Raw genomic sequence first — 16,696 nt, forward strand, 5'->3', positions numbered from 1 at the left:
CCATGGCGATCCGCACATACGGCCCCAACGCCGTCGACTGGGAAGAGCGCGTCGACCTGGACCGGCTGCGCGGGCAGCGGCTGGCCCGGCTGCACGAGTCCCTGAACCGTTCCGAGCTGGGCGCGGTGCTCAGCTTCGACTTCGCCAACATCCGCTACATGACGGCCACACATATCGGCACCTGGGCGATGGACAAGCTGATCCGCTTCGCCCTGCTGGTGCGCGACGGCGAACCGGTCGTCTGGGACTTCGGCTCCGCCGCCCGCCACCACCAGCTGTACAACCCGTGGCTCGACTACAGCGACGGCAAGGGCGGCCCTCCCACCGGCGCCCGCGCCGGCATCTCCACCCTGCGCGGCGCCTTCCACCCGGACGCCGGGATCGCCGAGGACGTGGCCGCCAAGATCGCCGCCGAGCTGCGCGAGCACGGGCTGGCGAACGAACCGCTCGGCGTCGACGTCGCCGAGATGCCCGTCCTCGCCGCCCTGCGTGCCGAGGGCATCGACGTCGTCGACGGACAGCAGGTCTTCCTGGAGGCCCGCCGCATCAAGACCGGCGACGAGATCGCCCTGCTCACCCAGGCCTGCGCCATGGTCGACGCGGCCTACGAGGAGCTCTACGGCTACCTGCGCCCGGGGGTCCGCGAGAACGAGTGCGTCGGGGTCGTCAGCAAGGTCCTGTACGACCTCGGCAGCGAGTACGTCGAGGGCGTCAACGCCATCTCGGGCGAGCGCTGTTCACCGCACCCGCATGTCTACAGCGACCGGCTGATCCGCCCCGGCGACCCGGCCTTCTTCGACATCCTGCACAGCCATCTCGGCTACCGCACCTGCTACTACCGCACCTTCGCCGTGGGCAGCGCCTCCCGCGCGCAACGGGACGCGTACGTGCGCTGCCGGGAGTACATGGACCAGGCGATCGCGCTCGTCCGGCCGGGCGCCACCACCGCCGACATCGTCCGGGTCTGGCCGCGCGCCGAGGAGTTCGGCTTCACCGACGAGACGGCCGCCTTCGCCCTGCAGTACGGCCACGGCGTGGGCTTGTCGATCTGGGAGAAGCCGATCTTCAGCCGTCTGGTCTCCCTCGACCACCCCGAAGTCCTCGAGGAGGGCATGGTGTTCGCCCTGGAGACCTACTGGCCGGCCGCCGACGGCTGGTCCGCCGCCCGGATCGAGGAGGAACTGGTCGTCACCGCCGACGGCTGCGAGGTCATCACCAAGTTCCCCGCCGAGGAACTGCTGGTGGCCGGGCGCAAGTACTGGACGGTGGGCGGCGAGCTGAACACCCGCCGCGAGGCGCAGTCCCACCTCAACACCTCCCGTGGCGACGGGGCGGACTGATGGAACCGGCCCGGCTCCTCGACGCCTACGAGCGGATGGCCGTCATCCGCCGTACGGAGAAGGCCGCCCACGACCTGTTCCTGCAAGGGCTGGTGAAGGGCACCACCCACCTCGCCGCCGGGCAGGAGGCCATCGCCGTCGGCGCGAGTGCCGCCCTGCGCCCCGACGACTATGTGTTCGCCACCTACAGGGGCCACCACCATGCCCTCGCCCGGGGCGCCGGCCCCGAGGAGTGCCTGGCCGAGCTGATGAGCCGGGCGACCGGGCTGTGCCGGGCCAAGGGCGGCTCGATGCACCTGACCAAGGCGGCCACCGGCATGCACGGCTCGTACGCCATCGTCGGATCCCACCTCCCTATGGCGGTCGGCGCGGCCTGGTCGGCCCGGCTCAGGGGGACCGAGCAGCTCGCGGTCGCCTTCTTCGGCGACGGCGCCACCAACATCGGCGCCTTCCACGAGTCGCTCAATCTGGCCGCCGTGTGGAAGCTGCCCGTGCTGTTCGTCTGCGAGAACAACCTGTACATGGAGTACACCCCCATCGCCGACGTCACGGCCGTGCCCCGGCCCGCCGCCGACCGGGCGCCCGCGTACGGCATCCCGGGCGAGGTCGTCGACGGCAACGACGTGGTGGCCGTGGCGGAAGCGGTGGACCGGCTCGCGGGGCGGGCCCGGGCGGGAGACGGGCCCGCCGTGCTGGAGGCCGAGACCTACCGGCACTACGGTCACAGCCGCGCCGACCCCGCCACCTACCGCCCGGCCGAGGAGGTCGAACGGTGGCTGAAGCACGACCCGTTGGACCTCGCGCGGGGACGGCTCGCCGAGCTGGGCATCGGGGCGGAGGCGGTCGCTGAGGCCGACGAGCGGGCCCGGGCCGTCGTGGAGCGGGCCGTCGAGACGGCGAAGGCCGCGCCGCCGCCCGACCCGCGGGAGGCGCTGACCGACGTGTGGGCCGACGGAGGTGCCGCATGGCGGACGTGATCACCTACCGGGACGCCGTCGCCGAGGGCATCGCGCGCGAGATGCGCCGGGACGCGTCGGTGGTGTGCCTCGGGGAGGACATCGGCGCGGCCGGCGGTGTGTTCAAGACGACCGTGGGGCTGCACAAGGAGTTCGGGCCCGAGCGGGTGTGGGACACGCCCATCTCCGAACAGGCCATCGTGGGCGCGGCGATGGGCGCCGCCATGACCGGGATGCGGCCCGTGGCGGAGATCATGTTCTCCGACTTCCTGGCCTGCTGCTGGGACTACCTCGCCAACGAGATCCCCAAGGTCCGCTACATGACCGGCGGCCAGGTGACCGTGCCGCTCGTCGTGCGCACCGCCAACGGCGGCGGACTCGGCTTCGGGGCCCAGCACTCCCAGGCCACCGAGAACTGGGCGCTGACCGTCCCCGGCCTGAAGATCGCGGCACCGGCGACCCCTGCCGACGTCATCGGCATGCTGGCGGCGGCGATCCGCAGCGACGACCCCGTGGTCTTCTTCGAGCACAAGGCCCTGCTGGCCACCAAGGGGACACCGCCACCGCCCGGCCACCTCGTCGAACTGGGGCGGGCCTCCGTCGTGCGCGAGGGCACGGACGTCACGCTCGTCGCGCTGGCCTCCACGGTGCCCCTGGCCCTGCGGGCCGCCGACGTGCTGTCGGGGGAGGGGATCGAGGCGGAGGTGATCGACCTGCGCTCGCTGGTCCCGCTGGACACCACGACGGTCCTCGGCTCACTGAACAAGACCTCGCGGCTCGTCACCGTCGAGGAGAACCCGTACCAGGGCGGCTGGGGCGCCACCGTCGTCTCGGTCGTCGCCGACGAGGGTTTCGGCCTGCTGGACGCGCCCGTGCGGCGGGTGGCGGGGGAGTGCGTCCCGCTGCCGTTCGCCGACGCGCTGGAGGAGCAGGTCATCCCCACCGTCGACAAGGTCGTCACGGCGGTCCGAAGACTCGCCGCGTACTGAGCTGCCCGCCGGCCCCGCACCGAACAGCCCATGGGAGGAAGCGCGATGACCACCAGGACACTGCTGCGCTCCGGTCACGTGATCTCGATGGACCCCGACATCGGGGACCTGCCCCAGGGGGACGTCCTCGTCGAGGACGGCAGGATCGCGGCCGTGCGGCCCGAGATCAGCGCCGACGCCGAGGTCCTCGACATGACCGGCCGCATCGTCGTCCCCGGATTCGTCGACACCCACCGCCACACCTGGGAGGCCCCGCTCCGGGGCGTCGCACCCGACGCCACCCTCGATGACTACTTCGTCGACGTCCTCGACAGCTTCGCACCCCTCTACACCCCGCAGGACGTCTACGCCGGCAACCTCGCGGGCGCGCTCGAATGCCTCAACGCCGGCATCACCACGCTCGTCGACTGGTCGCACATCAACAACACCCCCGAGCACCCGGACGCCGCGATCCAGGGCCTGAAGGAGTCCGGCATCCGGGCGCAGTACGCGTACGGCAGCGCCAACACCTCCCTCGCCGAGTACTGGTTCGAGAGCAAGATCGCGATCCCGGCCGACGACGTACGCAGGATCCGGTCGAGGTACTTCGCGTCCGACGACGGCCTGCTGACCATGGGCCTCGCCACCCGCGGACCCGGGTTCTGCGTCAACGAGGTCGTCGCCGCCGAGTGGGCCCTGGCGCGCGAGCTGGGCATCCCGATCACCGTGCACGTGGCCATGGGGCGCCTCGCCGGCCGCTTCGGCATGGTCAAGCAGCTCCACGGCATGGGACTCCTCGGCCCGGACACCACCTACGTCCACTGCTGCTACTTCAGCGAGGAGGAGTGGCGGATGGTCGCCGACAGCGGTGGCACGGTGTCGGTCGCGCCGCAGGTGGAGCTCCAGATGGGGCACGGCTGGCCGCCCGTGATGCAGGCGATCGAGCACGGTCTGCGGCCCTCGCTCAGCATCGACGTCGTCACCACCGTGCCCGGCGACATGTTCACCCAGATCCGCGCCGCCTTCGGCGCCGAACGCGCCCGCGTCAACGCCGACTGCTGGCAGGCCAACCTGCCGGCGCCCAGCACCATGCTGACAGCGCGCCGGATGCTGGAGCTCGCCACCGTCAACGGCGCCCACGTCGCAGGTCTGGAGGACCGCACCGGTTCCCTGACGCCCGGCAAGCGCGCCGACATCGTCGCGATCGACGCCACCGCGCCGAACGTCGCTCCCGTGCACGACGCGGCAGCCGCGGTGGCCCTGTGCGCCGACGTCTCCAACGTGGACACCGTTCTGGTCGACGGCGTGATCCACAAGCGCGACGGGAGGCTGCTCGCTGACACCGGGCGGGCCCGCCGGCTCGTCGAGGAGTCCCGCGACCGGCTCCTCGCGGCGAAGGAGGCGAAGGGGGAGAGGGCCACCGCATGACGAACCACCTGGTGCGCCGCGCCGCCGACGGGGCCGATCCGCCGTACGACGGCCACGGCCACCGGCGGCGGACGCTGGTCGGCGAGGACGACGGCAGTGTGCACACCGGCTTCGGCCTCTGTGAACTGCGGCCGGACGGCCGCGTGCCCGCCCATGTGCACTCGTACGAGGAGACCTTCCACGTCCTCGACGGGGCGGTGATCCTCGACGTGCCCGAGGGGTCCTACCTCCTGGAGGGAGGCGACTACGGCCTCCTGCCGACCGGCGTTCCGCACGCCTGGCGGGGGGCCGGGGACACCGGCGGGCGCTGGGCGGACATGCTGGCCCCCGTGCCGCGGGCGCGCTACGGGCACGACACCCAGGCGGTACCGGAGCTGCCCGCACGCGACCCGGTCCCCATCGACGTCCGTGACCCGCGCACCCGGACCTTCGGGCACTTCGAGCCCGACCAGATGGATCCCGCCAGACAGTCCCAGGACCTGCTGGCCGTCACCGCGAGCATGCGGACCGCGCTGCTGGTCTACAGCGGGATCACCGTGAAGATGATGGTCGACGGCGACCTGGGCGCGGTCGCCTCGACGATGTTCATGGTGCGGTACGCGTCCGACGGCGTCATCGGCACGCACGACCATCCCTTCGAGGAGACGTATCTGATCCTGGAGGGCGTGGCGGAGGCCACCCTCGACGGCGAGCGGTACCGGCTGGAACCCGGGGACCTCGCGTGGGCGGGCGCCGGTTGTGTGCATGGGTTCGTCAACGCCGGGCAGGGGCCCCTGAGGTGGCTGGAGACGCAGGCGCCGCAGCCGCCGTCGCGACACTCCTACCGGTTCACGCGGGACTGGGACTACCTGCGCCAGGCGCTTGAGGAGGAGTCATGAGCAGTGTCCTTGTCGTCGGAGGCACGTCGGGGATCGGCCTCGAATTCGCCCGCAGCCGGGCGGAGTGCGGGGACGACGTGGTCCTGACCGGCCGCGACGCCCACAGAGCCGACACGCTCGCCAAGGAGTTCGGTGCCCGCGGCATCGCCCTCGACCTGGGACGACCGCTGGAGGTCGCGGCGGCGCTGGCCGGCATGGGGCGCGTCGACCATCTGGTGATCGCGGGTGTCTCCCGGGATGACAACAAGGTGACCGAGTACGACATCGACGCCGCGCTGCGGCTGGTCACCCTCAAGCTCGTCGGCTACACCGAGGTCGTGCACACGCTGCGCACCCGGCTGCACGACGACAGCGCCATCGTGCTGTTCGGCGGACAGGCCAAGGAACGTCCGTATCCGGGCGCGACGACAGTGGCGACCGTCAATGCGGGTGTGCGCGGCCTGATGAACTCCCTCGCCGTCGAACTCGCTCCGGTCCGGGTCAACTCCGTGCATCCGGGTGTCGTCGGCGACAGCCCGTACTGGCAGGCCAAGCCCGAGAAGGTGCTCACCACACTGCGCACCGAGACACCCACGGGACGCCTCGCCACGATGGCGGACGTGGTGGACGCGGTCGACTTCCTGCTGCGCAACCGCTCGGTCAACGCGGTCGAACTGAGCGTGGACGGAGGGTGGCTGCTGGGGTGAGTGTCCGGGCCGGGGACCTGACGGTCACCCGGCCCGCCGCAGGGTGTCTTCGGCGATCTCCTTGTCCACCGCCGCCTGCACCAGCGCCGCGGCGAGGACGGCCGGGCCGGTCTTCCCGGCCAGTTGGGCGAGGCGCTCCGGGTCCTTCGGCAGCTTCAGGCGCTCGGCGCCCTGGAGGGCCTTGCCGTCCAAGTAGGGGGCTGCCTCGGGCCAGACGCCCTGGACCTCGCGCAGGAAGATGTCGGTGCCGGCCGGGCCCATCCCGGGGAACTCCCGGAGGAGACGGCGCAGTTCGGACACTGTGCCGTCCGCCTCCCGGCGCAGCCGCCGCAGGTCGCCGCCCCACCGTTCGTTCAAGAGCTCGGCCGCGTCTCCGAGCTGGGTGGCCGTGCGCTCGTCGTAGCGTCGGTAGCCGCCCCGCCCGAGCGCGTCCACCCGTTCCTGCCAGTCGGCCGCCGCCATACGGCGCGGATCGCGCAGCCCCGCCTCGTGCAGGGCACGGGCGGTGGCCAGCGCGATCGAGCCGCGGATACGGGCACTGAGCAGATGGGACAGCACCAGCAGCCGGTACAGCGGCTGCGGGGTGTCCTTCAGCAGGATGCCCGCCTCGTCCGCGAACGTCCGGCCGTGCGCGCCGACGAGTTCGCGGACGACGCGCTCCTGGCCGGACACGGCTATCCCTTCAGCGGATCGTGGCCGACCGTCATCAGCCGGTGCCGGCGGCGGGTGTCCTCGGCCGTCATCTCCGGCAGTGGTTCGTTCTCCAGGTCCACCTGGGAGGTGACCCTGTCCACGACGTTCCGCATCACCCGCAGATCGTCCTCGGTCAGGTCGGTGCGTCGCTTCTGGAGGATCGCCAGGACGTGCTGCCCGGTCTCGCTTCCCGCCTGGTCGGGCAGCGGCTCCGCGTCCTCGTCGGCGTCCCGCGTCCGCAGCCAGGCCGCGAGCTCCTGCGAGGTCATGTTCACTACGCGGTGGAAGTCCTCCCACAGCGCGTCGAGTTCGAGGGCGTCGGTCATCGGTTGCCCCTTTCGTACGTATGTGCGTGCGCCGGTCAGTCCTCGCGGGGGACGTTCTCGGCGTCGAACATCCACCGCTGCTTCTCCAGCTCCGCGGTGATGCTGATCAGCAGGTCCTGGGTGACCAGGTCCGCCTTCTCGGTCGCGTCGATGCGCTCGCGCAGCCGGCGGACGGCGTCCCCCAGGGACTCCACCAGCACCTGCACGGCGTCCGAGTCACGCACCCAGCCTTCCTTGGGGGCGGGCAGCGTGAACGTCTTGGCGATGGTCTCCGGCCGGCCGTCCGGCGGCACACCGAGCGCCGCGGACCGCTCCGCGACCGTGTCGGCGAAGTTCCGCGCGGCCGACACCACCTCGTCGAGCTGGAGGTGGATGGACCGGAAGCGCGGTCCGACGATGTTCCAGTGGGCCTGCTTCCCGATCAGAGAGAGTCCGAGCAGGTCGACCAGGGTGTCCTGGAGTGCCTCGCAGGAGACCCTGCGGGCCTCGTCGGGCAGTGTGCTCCTCACGGCCGTCATGGGGCGCTTCTCCTTCTCGCGTCGTTCCTCGTGGTCCGGAGCAGTGCGTCACGCTCTTGCTCGCAGGTCCCGCCCCACACGCCCGAGGCCTGGCCGCTGCTCAGCGCGAAGCTCAGGCACTGGCCGGTCACAGGGCGGCGCGCGCAGATCCGCTTCGCGGCCGCGACGTCCCGCAGGGCGGGGCCCCGCCGTGCCCACCGGAAAGAACAACTCGGGGTCCTCGTCCACGCAGGCGGCGTTCCGCAACCACTCCATGACCGCGCGGGTGCCCGGGGCGCACCGGCGCAAACGCGGCCGGTCACGTTCGCGACCGGGCCCCACCGTGACGCGCCGACCTGCGGCGACACCCGCTCCGCAGCCGCGTGGTCCCGGAACCTTCACAGGCGGCGGGACGAGGGTCTATAGTCCGAAACTAGCAGCGCTAATTAATGTGCGGTGTGAGGAGCCTTCCGTGCGTCCCGTCCACTTCGCGGCCGCCCGCCGCACCCCCATCGGCAAACTCAGGGGATCCCTCTCCTCGGTGCGGCCCGACGACCTCGCCGCGACCGTGATCCGCGCCCTGGCCGGGGACGTGCCCGCGCTGGACCCGGCCCGCGTCGACGACGTCTACTGGGGCGCCGCCAATCAGGCCGGCGAGGACAACCGCAACGTCGCCCGCATGGCCGCCCTGCTCGCAGGCCTCCCCGAGTCCGTCCCCGGGGCCACGGTCAACCGGCTCTGCGCGTCAGGTCTGGAGGCCGTGACCACGGCCGCCCGCACCATCGCCGCCGGCGAGGCCGACGTCGTGATCGCGGGCGGCTCCGAGTCGATGAGCCGCGCCCCCTTCGTCCTGCCCCGCCCCGATGAGGCCCTGCCCCACCGCATCGAGACCGTCGACACCCGCCTCGGCTGGCGCCTGGTCAACCCCGCGATGCGGGACCTGCACGGCCTGCTGTCCATGGGCGAGACGGCGGAGGAGGTCGCCGCGCGCTACGGCATCGACCGCGAACGCCAGGACGACTTCGCCCTGCGCAGCCACAAACGCGCCGCTCTCGCCCGCAAGAACGGCCATTTCGACGACGAACTCCTGCCCGTGGAACGCCCCGACGGCGTGGTCGTCGACACCGACGAGTGCGTCCGTGAGGACACCTCGTACGAGAAGCTGTCCCGGCTGAAGCCGGTCTTCCGGGACGGCGGCACGGTCACCGCGGGCAACGCCTCCCCGATGAACGACGGCGCCGCCGGCCTCCTCCTGGTCAGCGAGGAGGCCCTGAACGAGCTGGGTCTCCAGTCCCTGGGCCGCTACGTCGCCGGCGCCTCCGCCGGTGTCCACCCCGACGTCATGGGCATCGGCCCGGTCCCCGCCACCCGCAAGGCCCTGGCCCGGGCCGGCTGGAGCGTCGGCGACCTCGAGGAGGCCGAGTTCAACGAGGCGTTCGCGGCCCAGGCCCTGGCCTGCGTGGACCGGCTCGGCATCGACCCGGACCTGGTCAACCCGAGCGGCGGCGCCATCGCCCTCGGCCACCCCCTGGGCTGCTCGGGCGCCCGGATCCTGACGACGCTGCTCCACCGGATGCGTCGTACGGGGGCGGTGCGGGGCCTGGCGACGATGTGTGTGGGGGTCGGGCAGGGGAGCGCGCTCCTCGTCGAACAGGGGTAGCCCGGCGCGCCGGGGCCACCAGGCGAGACGGCACTGCAGAGCCCTGTTCGTTGCACATAGCATCAGTGTTCGCATGAACACGATGACGCTCTGGAACATCACCGGCTGGGAGTTCGCCGCACTCGCCTTCGCGGCCCTCCTCGTCGGTTTCTCGAAGACCGCCGTGAGCGGGGCCAACACGGTCAGCCTCGCCATCTTCGCCGCCGTGCTGCCCGCCCGCGCCTCCACCGGCGTCCTGCTGCCGGTCCTCATCGCCGGTGACCTGCTGGCCGTCGCCACCTACCGGAGGCACGCCCACTGGCCCACCCTGTGGCGGCTGTTCCCGGCGGTCGCCGCGGGCGTCGTCGTCGGCACGGTGTTCCTGATGTGGGCCGACGACGCGATCGTACGGACCTCCATCGGCGCGATCCTGCTGCTGATGGCGGCCGTGACGGTGTGGCGACGGCGTACGGCGGACGCGGAGGAGCAACCGGACTCGCTCACCAGCCGTGCGGGCCGGGTCAAGGCCCGCTCCTACGGCGTGCTCGGCGGCTTCACCACCATGGTCGCCAACGCGGGCGGCCCGGTGATGTCGATGTACCTGCTCTCCGCGGGCTTCCGCAAGCTCGGCTTCCTCGGCACGTCGGCCTTCTTCTTCCTGATCGTCAACGTCTCCAAGCTGCCCTTCAGCGCCGGTCTCGGCCTGATCGACGGCCGCTCGCTGCTCCTCGACCTGGCGCTCGTCGTGTTCGTCGTGCCCGGCGCGCTCTTCGGCAAGTGGGCGGTGCACAAGATCAACCAGCGGCTGTTCGAGCAGCTGGTCATCGCGGCGACCGTCGTGGGCGGTCTGCAACTACTGCTGCGCTGACGGGAAGCTACCGCCGCGCGGAGCTCCGCAGCAGCACCGGGAGGTCCGCGAAGGAGTCGATCACGTGGTCGGGCGTGCCGCCGGCGGCCCGGAGCGCCTCCGGCTGGAACTTGCCGGTCCGTACGAGGACCCCGGTGACTCCTGCCCGCTGTGCCGCGAGCACGTCGGACTCGACGTCGTCGCCCACCACCACGGTCTCGCCCGCACCGGCGCCCACCCGGGCGAGCGCCGACTCGAAGAACGCCCGCGCCGGCTTGCCGGTGATCTCGGCCTCCATCCGGGCTGCCTGCTCCAGACCGGCCAGGAACGCACCGGAATCCAGCCGCAGCCCCTCGTCCGTACGCCAGTACAGGTTGCGGTGCATCGCCACCAGCCGGGCCCCGCGCTGCAGATGCCCGAAGGCCCGGTCGAGCGCCTCATAGCCGAACTCCGGACCGGCCCCGCCGACCAGCACGACATCCGGCACGGCCTCGGTGTCCGACGCGTCGACGACGGTCACACCGTCGAGGTCCTCCTGGATGTCGCCGCTGTTCAGCAGGGCGCACCGGGCTCCGGGACAGTGCTCCGCGAGGTACGCGGCGGTGGCCGCGGGCGCGGTCAGGATGTCCTCGGCGGACACCGGGAACCCCGCGTCCGCCAGCGTCCCGGCGATCGAAGCCCGTGTGCGGGAGGTCGTGTTCGTGACCAGCAGGACGGCGAGCCCGGCTTCCCGGATCTCCCGCAACGCCTCCACGGCCCCGGGCAGGGGCCGCCACGACACGGTGAGCACCCCGTCGATGTCGACGAGCACGGCACGCACGGACTCCATGTCCGGACGATAGCCGTGTCAGTCCCCAGGGCGCCTGCGCAGCAGATACGTGTCCATGATCCAGCCCTTGCGCTCACGGGCCTCGGCACGCAACCGCTCGATGCGGGGCGCGGCCTCGGCGATCGGGCCGGAGACGAGGATCTCGTCCGGAGTGCCGATATAGGCGCCCCAGTAGATGTCGACGTCCTCCTGCGCGTACCGCCGGAAGGTCTGCTGGGCGTCGAGCATCACCACCACGTCGTCCACGCCCTCCGGGAAACCCTCCGCCAGGCGCCGCCCGGTGGTGATCTGCACGGGCCGTGCGATGCGGTTGAGCCCTGTCCGATGCCGGGCGACGAGCGCCGAGACGCTGCTGATGCCAGGGACGACGTCGTACTCGAACGCCACCGCGCCCCGCTCCAGCACCTCCTCCAGGATCCCCAGCGTGCTGTCGTACAACGAGGGGTCTCCCCAGACCAGGAACGCGCCGGTCTCCTCCTCGCCGAGTTCCTCCGCGATCAGCCGCTCGTATATATCGGCGCGGGCGCTGCGCCAGTCCCCGACGGCGGGGGAGTAGGCCGCGCCGTCGGCGGTCCGGTCCCGCTCCGGGTCACGCGCCTCGACGACGCGGTACGTCCCCTGGGCCAGGTGCGTGTCGAGCATGTCCCGCCGCAGCCGGGTGAGGTCCGCCTTCACCTCGCCCTTGTCCAGGACGAAGAACACGTCCGTGCTCCGCAGCGCCCTCACCGCTTGCAGGGTGAGCTGCTCCGGGTCGCCCGCGCCGATACCGATGACATGAATCCTTCGCACACCCCGAGTCTGCCGCACACCGCGGACAGCCCCGCACCGCGCCACGGGTCGGCCCGCGCGCTCATACTCGGCGGCTCGGGTCGAGGACCCGACTGCGTGACCGGATCCGGAAAGCCCGGGCGCGAGCGTCGAGGGCCGGTGCCCCGACGCCCCGTGCCCCGACGCCCCGGGCCGCCCTCCCCAAGGCCGCACTTCACCGACCGCCCCGCGCCGGCCCCCTCAGTGCCCCGCGCTCGCTCCCCGGAGCCGAGGGGCCCGTGCGCCCGCGTCCACGGCGCGGCCGTGCCGTTCGACGTCCTGGGCCAGTTCCCGGGCCCAGGCGGCGACGGCCTCGAGGTCGATGCCGTGCGGCAGCGGCTGTCCGGAGCCGGAGGCCCAGGTCTCGGCCGCGGCCGCCCCGCGGCGGAGCAGCCGTGCCCCGCCGGTGAGGTTGCCGCGGGCGGCGTGCGTGAGGCCCACAGCGAGCTGGGCGAGACCGCGCCACAGCTCCCGCTCCGTGTCGGGGCCCGACTTCCAGGCATCCTCGAAGACCTCGTGCGCGTGGAACGGCTTCCCCTCGTCCAGCAGCCGCTGTGCCTCGGCGACGGTCTCCTCCGGCGTACGGACCACGCCCTCGGGCTGCCGGGGCACGCCGTCCGCGCCGTACGGCAGGGGCCGCCCCAGACCGTCCCTCGGCCGCGCGTTGCGAGCCCGCCCCTCGCTGTCGCGGTCCCGGGCGTCGCCCGACCGGTCCGCGGAGGTGCTCCCCGTGTCTCCCGTGTCTCCCGTGCTTCCCCTGCTGTCTGTGCTGCCCATACGCCGATTGTCCCGCCCGGGCCGTTTTCGGCGCGGCCTGGGGTGTGGGGTAGGGTGCTGTTCGCGCGATCACGCGGTTTCACCGCGAGTGGGCGCGCATCGGGACGTGGCGCAGCTTGGTAGCGCACTTGACTGGGGGTCAAGGGGTCGCAGGTTCAAATCCTGTCGTCCCGACTCGTGAGAGTTGCAGGTCAGGGCCGGTTTCGGAGCCATCCGAAACCGGCCCTTGATCATTCTTGGGGACCGGCGTACCTGACCGGGGGCAGCGGGTCCGAGCACCGCGACCACCCTCTCGCTACTGGAACCCGCCGTCGCGGCCGTACTGGCCGTCCTTGTCGTCGGTGAACGCCTGCCCCTGCCGGGATGGGCCGGCATCGGTTTGGTCGTCGGCTGCCTCGCGGTCCTCACCGCGCCGGTCCGCACCACAGTGAGGCCCCGGGCAACCGCCACAGGGTTGGCCAACACCGCCCAAAGGGAACGCCGTGGCCGTGACCAGGCCCGGCGAGTCGCCCTGACCCAAGTGTCCCGGGGGTCGGCGGGCCTACCCCGTCACCAGGGCGCAACCCTGGGATACGCGTCCTCAAGGTGCACTCGCTCAGAAGCCCCGGCCCAGACGGTCGGCCGAACTGAGGCCGTCGATCACATGCCGAAGGAAGCCGGCCGCAGTGCCGCCGTCGCACACGCGGTGGTCGAAGGTGAGGGAGACGTTGACGACCTTGCGGACCTCGACTCGGCCGTCCCGCGCCCAGGGCCGGTCGGTGATGCGGCCGACCCCGATCATCGCGGCCTGGGGGTGGTTGAGGATCGGGGTGGCGCCGTCGACTTCGAAGCCGCCGTAGTTGTTCAGGGTGAACGTGCCGCCGGTGAGGTGCTCGGAGGGGAGTTCCGCGCGGCGGGCGAGGGCGGTGAGCCGCCGGATTTCCGTGGCGAGGTCGTCGAGACCGAGGCCGGCGGCGTCCCGTACGACCGGGACGACCAGACCGTGGTCGGTCTGTGCGGCGAAGCCGAGATGCACCTGCGGCAGCCGGACGAGCTCCTGACGGTCGGCGTCGACGCGGGAGTTGAGCTCCGGGAACGCGGCGAGCGCGTCCAGGCACGCCCGGGCGAGCAGTGGCAGCAGACCGGTTTCGCGGGTGGCACGGGCGGCGAGCAGGCCGTCGGCCTCGGTGTCCGCCCAGATGGTCACGGCCGGCGTGTCACGCTGTCCACGGACGAACTTCTCCGCCGCGGGGCCCAGCGGGGTACGGGTGGCGGACGGGAGGGGGCGGGCCGGGGCGCCCCCGTCGTGCGCGGCCTCGAACGTCGCGGGCGTGGTCGTCGCCCGCATGGCCGTCGGCCGTGACGTCGACCGGCGTCCGGGCCGGCCCGACGTGCCGTAGCCGGTCAGGACGGCACCGGATGCCGTTGCTTCCTCTCCCACCGTGAGCAGCGGCGCGCCCACCCCGACCACCTCACCGGCACGGCAGTGCAGCGCAGTCACGGTGCCGGCGTACGGACTCGGCAGTGTCACCACGGACTTGGCCGTCTCGACTTCCGCGACGATCTGGTCGTGCTCGACGGGGTCGCCCACGGCGACCTTCCACTCCAGCACCTCCGCCTCGGCCAGCCCTTCGCCCAGGTCGGGGAGGAGGAACGTACGGGCGGGTGCGGCGGTACCGACGGCGCCCGGGGCGCCGTGGGCCGGTCGCGTGATGGCCATGGCAGTGGTGGGCAGCAGGCGGTGCAGACCGTCCAGCACCCTGCGCACGTCCGGCAGATGGGCGTCCTCCAGCAGCGGGGGCGGATACGGGATGTCGAACCCCGTGACCCGCAGCACCGGAGCCCGCAGCGCGTCGAAGCACCGTTCCTGCACACGCGCCGCGATCTCGGCGCCGACTCCGGCGAAGCCCTGGGCCTCGTGCACGACCAGGCACCGACCGGTTCGCCGCACCGACGCGGTCAGCGCAGAGTCGTCGAGGGGGACGAGGGTGCGCAGATCCAGCACCTCGACGTCCAAGCCCTCCGCGGCGGCCAGATGAGCCGCTTCCAGGGCCGTGTCGACCGACGGCCCGTAGGCGACGAGCGTGGCGTCGCTTCCGGTGCGGCGCACGGCCGCGGTGCCGAAGGGCTCGGCGCGGACGGGGAGTTCGAGTGGCTCCTTGGTCCAGTAGCGGCGCTTGGGCTCCAGGAAGATCACCGGGTCCGGGTCGTCGATGGCCTCACGCAGCAGGGAGTAGGCGTCCGCCGCCGTAGCCGGTGTCACGACCTTCAAGCCCGGCGTGTGTGCGTAGTACGCCTCGCTCGAGTCGCTGTGGTGCTCCACTCCGCCGATGCCGCCGCCGTAGGGGATCCGCACGACAAGGGGCAGTGCCAGGGCGCCCCGCGTGCGGTTGCGCATCTTGGCCATGTGCGAGGCGATCTGCTCGAACGCCGGGTAGGCGAACGCGTCGAACTGCATCTCCACCACCGGCCGCCAGCCGGCCATCGCCATACCGACGGCGAGGCCTGCGATGCCCGCCTCGCTGACCGGTGTGTCGAAGCAGCGCCGGTCGCCGAAGGCGTTTCGCAGCCCGTCGGTGACCCGGAACACACCGCCGAGGCGCCCGACGTCCTCACCGAAGACGATGACGCGCTCGTCCGCCCCCAGCGCGTCCCGCAGGGCGGCGTTGAGTGCCCTGGCCATCCCCGTGTCAGCTGTGGTCATGTCAGCAGTCCTCCCATGCGGCCCGCAGGAGTGCTTGTTGATCGACAAGGTGTGGGAGTGGCTCGGCGAAGACGTGGTCGAAGAGGGTGTGGGGGGCCGGCAGCTCCGGGTCTGCGGCCAGTCGTTCGCGTAGGCCGGCGGCGTAGGCCTCGGCCTCGGCCTCGGCCGCCTTGGTATCGGCGTCCGCGAGCAGACCCCGCTCGCGCAGTGACGACTCCAGCCGGGTTATCGGGTCGCGCTCCCGCCAGCGGTCGGCCTCAGCGGCCGTGCGGTACCGGGAGGGATCGTCGGCGCTGGTGTGCGGGCCCATCCGGTAGGTGTGCGCCTCGACGAGCCACGGTCCACCGCCCGACCGGGCGTCCTCGACCGCCGTGGTCAGCACGGCGAGCACCGCCGCGGCGTCGTTGCCGTCCACTTGCTCCGCGCGCACGCCGTAACCGACTCCCTTGTACGCCAGGCTCGGCGCCGCGCACTGCTCGGACAGCGGGACGGAGATGGCGTACCCGTTGTTCTGCACCAGGAACACCACCGGAGCCTTCAGCACGCCTGCCAGGTTGAGGGCCTCATGGAAGTCGCCCTCGCTGGTGGCGCCGTCGCCCACCAGAGCGAGGGCGACGGTGTCCGTGCCCTTGAGCCGCTCGCCGTGGGCCAGTCCTGTGGCGTGGGCAGCGTGGGTGGCCAGTGGGGTGCACTGCGGTGCCGTGCGGTGCCGTACTGGGTCGTAGCCACAGTGTGCGTCGCCGCGCAACAGTGTCAGCGTCTCGACGGGGTCGATCCCGCGGCTGACCAGCGCGACACAGTCGCGGTAGGTGGGGAACAGCCAGTCCGTGGCGCGGAGTGCCAGCGCGGCGCCCACCTGGCAGGCCTCCTGGCCGAGGCTGGAGGGATGGACCGCGAGCCTGCCCTGCCGGGCAAGTGCCGTCGCCTGCTCGTCGAAGCGGCGCCCTAGGACCATCTTCCGGTACGCCGTCAGCAGTGACTCGGCCGGCGGCTCGGGATACGCACGCTTCCGCGGCCCCTGAGCGGTGTCGAGTGTCCGCGCCTTGCCATTCTTTGACCGAAAAGAAACCGGAACTTGGGAAGGAAGCCAGGGAGAAGGGTCCATCCGATTTCTCACAGTCGCATGTGTCGGCGTATCGCCCATACTTCCGCCGCCTTTTCATCTTGGCTCGTGCGCCTTGGATGCTCTCTGTAGTGAGGGCTTTCTCAACTTCCGGACAGGAAAGGGGAAGTGAAGCGGAACTGAACAGTCCGCGGGTGGTTTCCCTTGCTGGGGCGCGGTCGCGGCAAGCGCTTCCTATGTGTCAACTGCACGTCAGCAAGGCGTCATCCGTACGTCGCC

Annotated in this window: 16 protein-coding genes, 1 tRNA gene and 1 pseudogene; 9 read left to right on the forward strand and 9 right to left on the reverse strand. The window is 71.9% G+C overall.

The window, feature by feature from the left end; translation table 11 throughout:
- Positions 1-2 precede the first annotated feature (2 nt).
- Genes ACQEV8_RS37750 through ACQEV8_RS37775 form a run of 6 tightly spaced genes read left to right on the forward strand, consistent with a single transcriptional unit; the run spans position 3 to position 6,256 of the window.
- Positions 3-1,340, forward strand: a complete 1,338-nt coding sequence (locus ACQEV8_RS37750; protein ID WP_432969922.1) for a M24 family metallopeptidase — start codon at positions 3-5, stop codon at positions 1,338-1,340.
- Positions 1,340-2,317 (forward strand): thiamine pyrophosphate-dependent dehydrogenase E1 component subunit alpha, encoded by a 978-nt coding sequence (locus tag ACQEV8_RS37755; RefSeq protein ID WP_432969925.1) that lies wholly within the window; start codon positions 1,340-1,342, stop codon positions 2,315-2,317. Before ACQEV8_RS37750 ends, ACQEV8_RS37755 begins: the two co-directional genes overlap by 1 nt.
- Positions 2,305-3,285, forward strand: a complete 981-nt coding sequence (locus tag ACQEV8_RS37760; RefSeq protein ID WP_432969928.1) for an alpha-ketoacid dehydrogenase subunit beta — start codon at positions 2,305-2,307, stop codon at positions 3,283-3,285. Before ACQEV8_RS37755 ends, ACQEV8_RS37760 begins: the two co-directional genes overlap by 13 nt.
- A gap of 45 nt (positions 3,286-3,330) precedes the next feature.
- Entirely contained in the window at positions 3,331-4,692 is a 1,362-nt protein-coding gene (locus ACQEV8_RS37765) for an amidohydrolase family protein (RefSeq protein WP_432969931.1), read from the forward strand.
- A complete protein-coding gene (locus ACQEV8_RS37770; protein ID WP_432969934.1) occupies positions 4,689-5,570 on the forward strand; it encodes a cupin domain-containing protein in 882 nt (293 codons plus the stop codon). The genes ACQEV8_RS37765 and ACQEV8_RS37770 overlap by 4 nt, the downstream gene beginning before the upstream one ends.
- Positions 5,567-6,256 carry an SDR family oxidoreductase gene (locus ACQEV8_RS37775; protein ID WP_432969937.1) on the forward strand — a complete coding sequence of 230 codons (690 nt, stop codon included), beginning with the start codon at positions 5,567-5,569 and terminating at the stop codon, positions 6,254-6,256. The genes ACQEV8_RS37770 and ACQEV8_RS37775 overlap by 4 nt, the downstream gene beginning before the upstream one ends.
- A gap of 24 nt (positions 6,257-6,280) precedes the next feature.
- On the opposite strand, the gene ACQEV8_RS37780 is transcribed toward ACQEV8_RS37775, so the two are convergent.
- From ACQEV8_RS37780 to ACQEV8_RS37795, 4 genes and pseudogenes are all read right to left on the reverse strand, one after another.
- Positions 6,281-6,928 (reverse strand): endonuclease, encoded by a 648-nt coding sequence (locus ACQEV8_RS37780; protein WP_432969940.1) that lies wholly within the window; start codon positions 6,926-6,928, stop codon positions 6,281-6,283.
- Between the two features lie 2 nt (positions 6,929-6,930).
- Positions 6,931-7,275 carry a DUF3140 domain-containing protein gene (locus ACQEV8_RS37785; RefSeq protein ID WP_432969943.1) on the reverse strand — a complete coding sequence of 115 codons (345 nt, stop codon included), beginning with the start codon at positions 7,273-7,275 and terminating at the stop codon, positions 6,931-6,933.
- Positions 7,276-7,310: 35 nt separating this feature from the next.
- Positions 7,311-7,793: a Dps family protein gene (locus tag ACQEV8_RS37790; protein ID WP_432969946.1), complete on the reverse strand. Its 483-nt coding sequence runs from the start codon at positions 7,791-7,793 to the stop codon at positions 7,311-7,313.
- Positions 7,790-8,048, reverse strand: a pseudogene (locus tag ACQEV8_RS37795) (WhiB family transcriptional regulator). The gene ACQEV8_RS37790 and the pseudogene ACQEV8_RS37795 overlap by 4 nt, the downstream one beginning before the upstream one ends.
- Before the next feature lie 196 nt (positions 8,049-8,244).
- Here ACQEV8_RS37795 and ACQEV8_RS37800 point away from each other — a divergent pair.
- Positions 8,245-9,432: a thiolase family protein gene (locus tag ACQEV8_RS37800; protein WP_432969949.1), complete on the forward strand. Its 1,188-nt coding sequence runs from the start codon at positions 8,245-8,247 to the stop codon at positions 9,430-9,432.
- 73 nt (positions 9,433-9,505) lie between these two features.
- Positions 9,506-10,279 carry a sulfite exporter TauE/SafE family protein gene (locus ACQEV8_RS37805; protein WP_432969952.1) on the forward strand — a complete coding sequence of 258 codons (774 nt, stop codon included), beginning with the start codon at positions 9,506-9,508 and terminating at the stop codon, positions 10,277-10,279.
- A 7-nt stretch (positions 10,280-10,286) separates the two neighbouring features.
- Here ACQEV8_RS37805 and ACQEV8_RS37810 read toward each other — a convergent pair whose 3' ends face one another.
- From ACQEV8_RS37810 to ACQEV8_RS37820, 3 genes are all read right to left on the reverse strand, one after another.
- The gene (locus tag ACQEV8_RS37810) at positions 10,287-11,087 is read right to left on the reverse strand and encodes an HAD-IIA family hydrolase (RefSeq protein WP_432969955.1); all 801 of its coding nucleotides are present in this window, start codon (positions 11,085-11,087) and stop codon (positions 10,287-10,289) included.
- A gap of 18 nt (positions 11,088-11,105) precedes the next feature.
- Complete coding sequence (cobF, locus tag ACQEV8_RS37815; RefSeq protein ID WP_432969958.1) at positions 11,106-11,876, reverse strand: precorrin-6A synthase (deacetylating); 771 nt, start codon at positions 11,874-11,876, stop codon at positions 11,106-11,108.
- 219 nt (positions 11,877-12,095) lie between these two features.
- The gene (locus ACQEV8_RS37820) at positions 12,096-12,671 is read right to left on the reverse strand and encodes a DUF309 domain-containing protein (protein ID WP_432969961.1); all 576 of its coding nucleotides are present in this window, start codon (positions 12,669-12,671) and stop codon (positions 12,096-12,098) included.
- Between the two features lie 100 nt (positions 12,672-12,771).
- Between ACQEV8_RS37820 and ACQEV8_RS37825 the strand changes: the two genes are divergently transcribed.
- Positions 12,772-12,845 (forward strand) — tRNA-Pro (locus ACQEV8_RS37825).
- A gap of 421 nt (positions 12,846-13,266) precedes the next feature.
- Here ACQEV8_RS37825 and ACQEV8_RS37830 read toward each other — a convergent pair.
- On the reverse strand, positions 13,267-15,354 hold the full coding sequence (locus tag ACQEV8_RS37830) for a 2-oxo acid dehydrogenase subunit E2 (RefSeq protein ID WP_432969964.1): 2,088 nt from the start codon (positions 15,352-15,354) through the stop codon (positions 13,267-13,269).
- A 1-nt stretch (position 15,355) separates the two neighbouring features.
- Positions 15,356-16,498, reverse strand: coding sequence for a thiamine pyrophosphate-dependent enzyme (locus ACQEV8_RS37835; protein WP_432969967.1), 1,143 nt, complete (start codon positions 16,496-16,498; stop codon positions 15,356-15,358).
- Positions 16,499-16,696 lie beyond the last annotated feature (198 nt).

Origin of the sequence: Streptomyces sp. CA-179760, from assembly GCF_050937045.1 — a bacterium.
Taxonomy (GTDB): domain Bacteria; phylum Actinomycetota; class Actinomycetes; order Streptomycetales; family Streptomycetaceae; genus Streptomyces.

Coding starts and splice junctions, on each gene's coding strand:
- ACQEV8_RS37750 (WP_432969922.1), top strand. CDS start 3: ATGGCGATCCGCACATACGGCCCCAACGCCGTCGACTGGGAAGAGCGC.
- ACQEV8_RS37755 (WP_432969925.1), top strand. CDS start 1,340: ATGGAACCGGCCCGGCTCCTCGACGCCTACGAGCGGATGGCCGTCATC.
- ACQEV8_RS37760 (WP_432969928.1), top strand. CDS start 2,305: ATGGCGGACGTGATCACCTACCGGGACGCCGTCGCCGAGGGCATCGCG.
- ACQEV8_RS37765 (WP_432969931.1), top strand. CDS start 3,331: ATGACCACCAGGACACTGCTGCGCTCCGGTCACGTGATCTCGATGGAC.
- ACQEV8_RS37770 (WP_432969934.1), top strand. CDS start 4,689: ATGACGAACCACCTGGTGCGCCGCGCCGCCGACGGGGCCGATCCGCCG.
- ACQEV8_RS37775 (WP_432969937.1), top strand. CDS start 5,567: ATGAGCAGTGTCCTTGTCGTCGGAGGCACGTCGGGGATCGGCCTCGAA.
- ACQEV8_RS37785 (WP_432969943.1), bottom strand. CDS start 7,275: ATGACCGACGCCCTCGAACTCGACGCGCTGTGGGAGGACTTCCACCGC.
- ACQEV8_RS37790 (WP_432969946.1), bottom strand. CDS start 7,793: ATGACGGCCGTGAGGAGCACACTGCCCGACGAGGCCCGCAGGGTCTCC.
- ACQEV8_RS37805 (WP_432969952.1), top strand. CDS start 9,506: ATGAACACGATGACGCTCTGGAACATCACCGGCTGGGAGTTCGCCGCA.
- ACQEV8_RS37810 (WP_432969955.1), bottom strand. CDS start 11,087: ATGGAGTCCGTGCGTGCCGTGCTCGTCGACATCGACGGGGTGCTCACC.
- ACQEV8_RS37820 (WP_432969961.1), bottom strand. CDS start 12,671: ATGGGCAGCACAGACAGCAGGGGAAGCACGGGAGACACGGGAGACACG.
- ACQEV8_RS37830 (WP_432969964.1), bottom strand. CDS start 15,354: ATGACCACAGCTGACACGGGGATGGCCAGGGCACTCAACGCCGCCCTG.
- ACQEV8_RS37835 (WP_432969967.1), bottom strand. CDS start 16,498: ATGGGCGATACGCCGACACATGCGACTGTGAGAAATCGGATGGACCCT.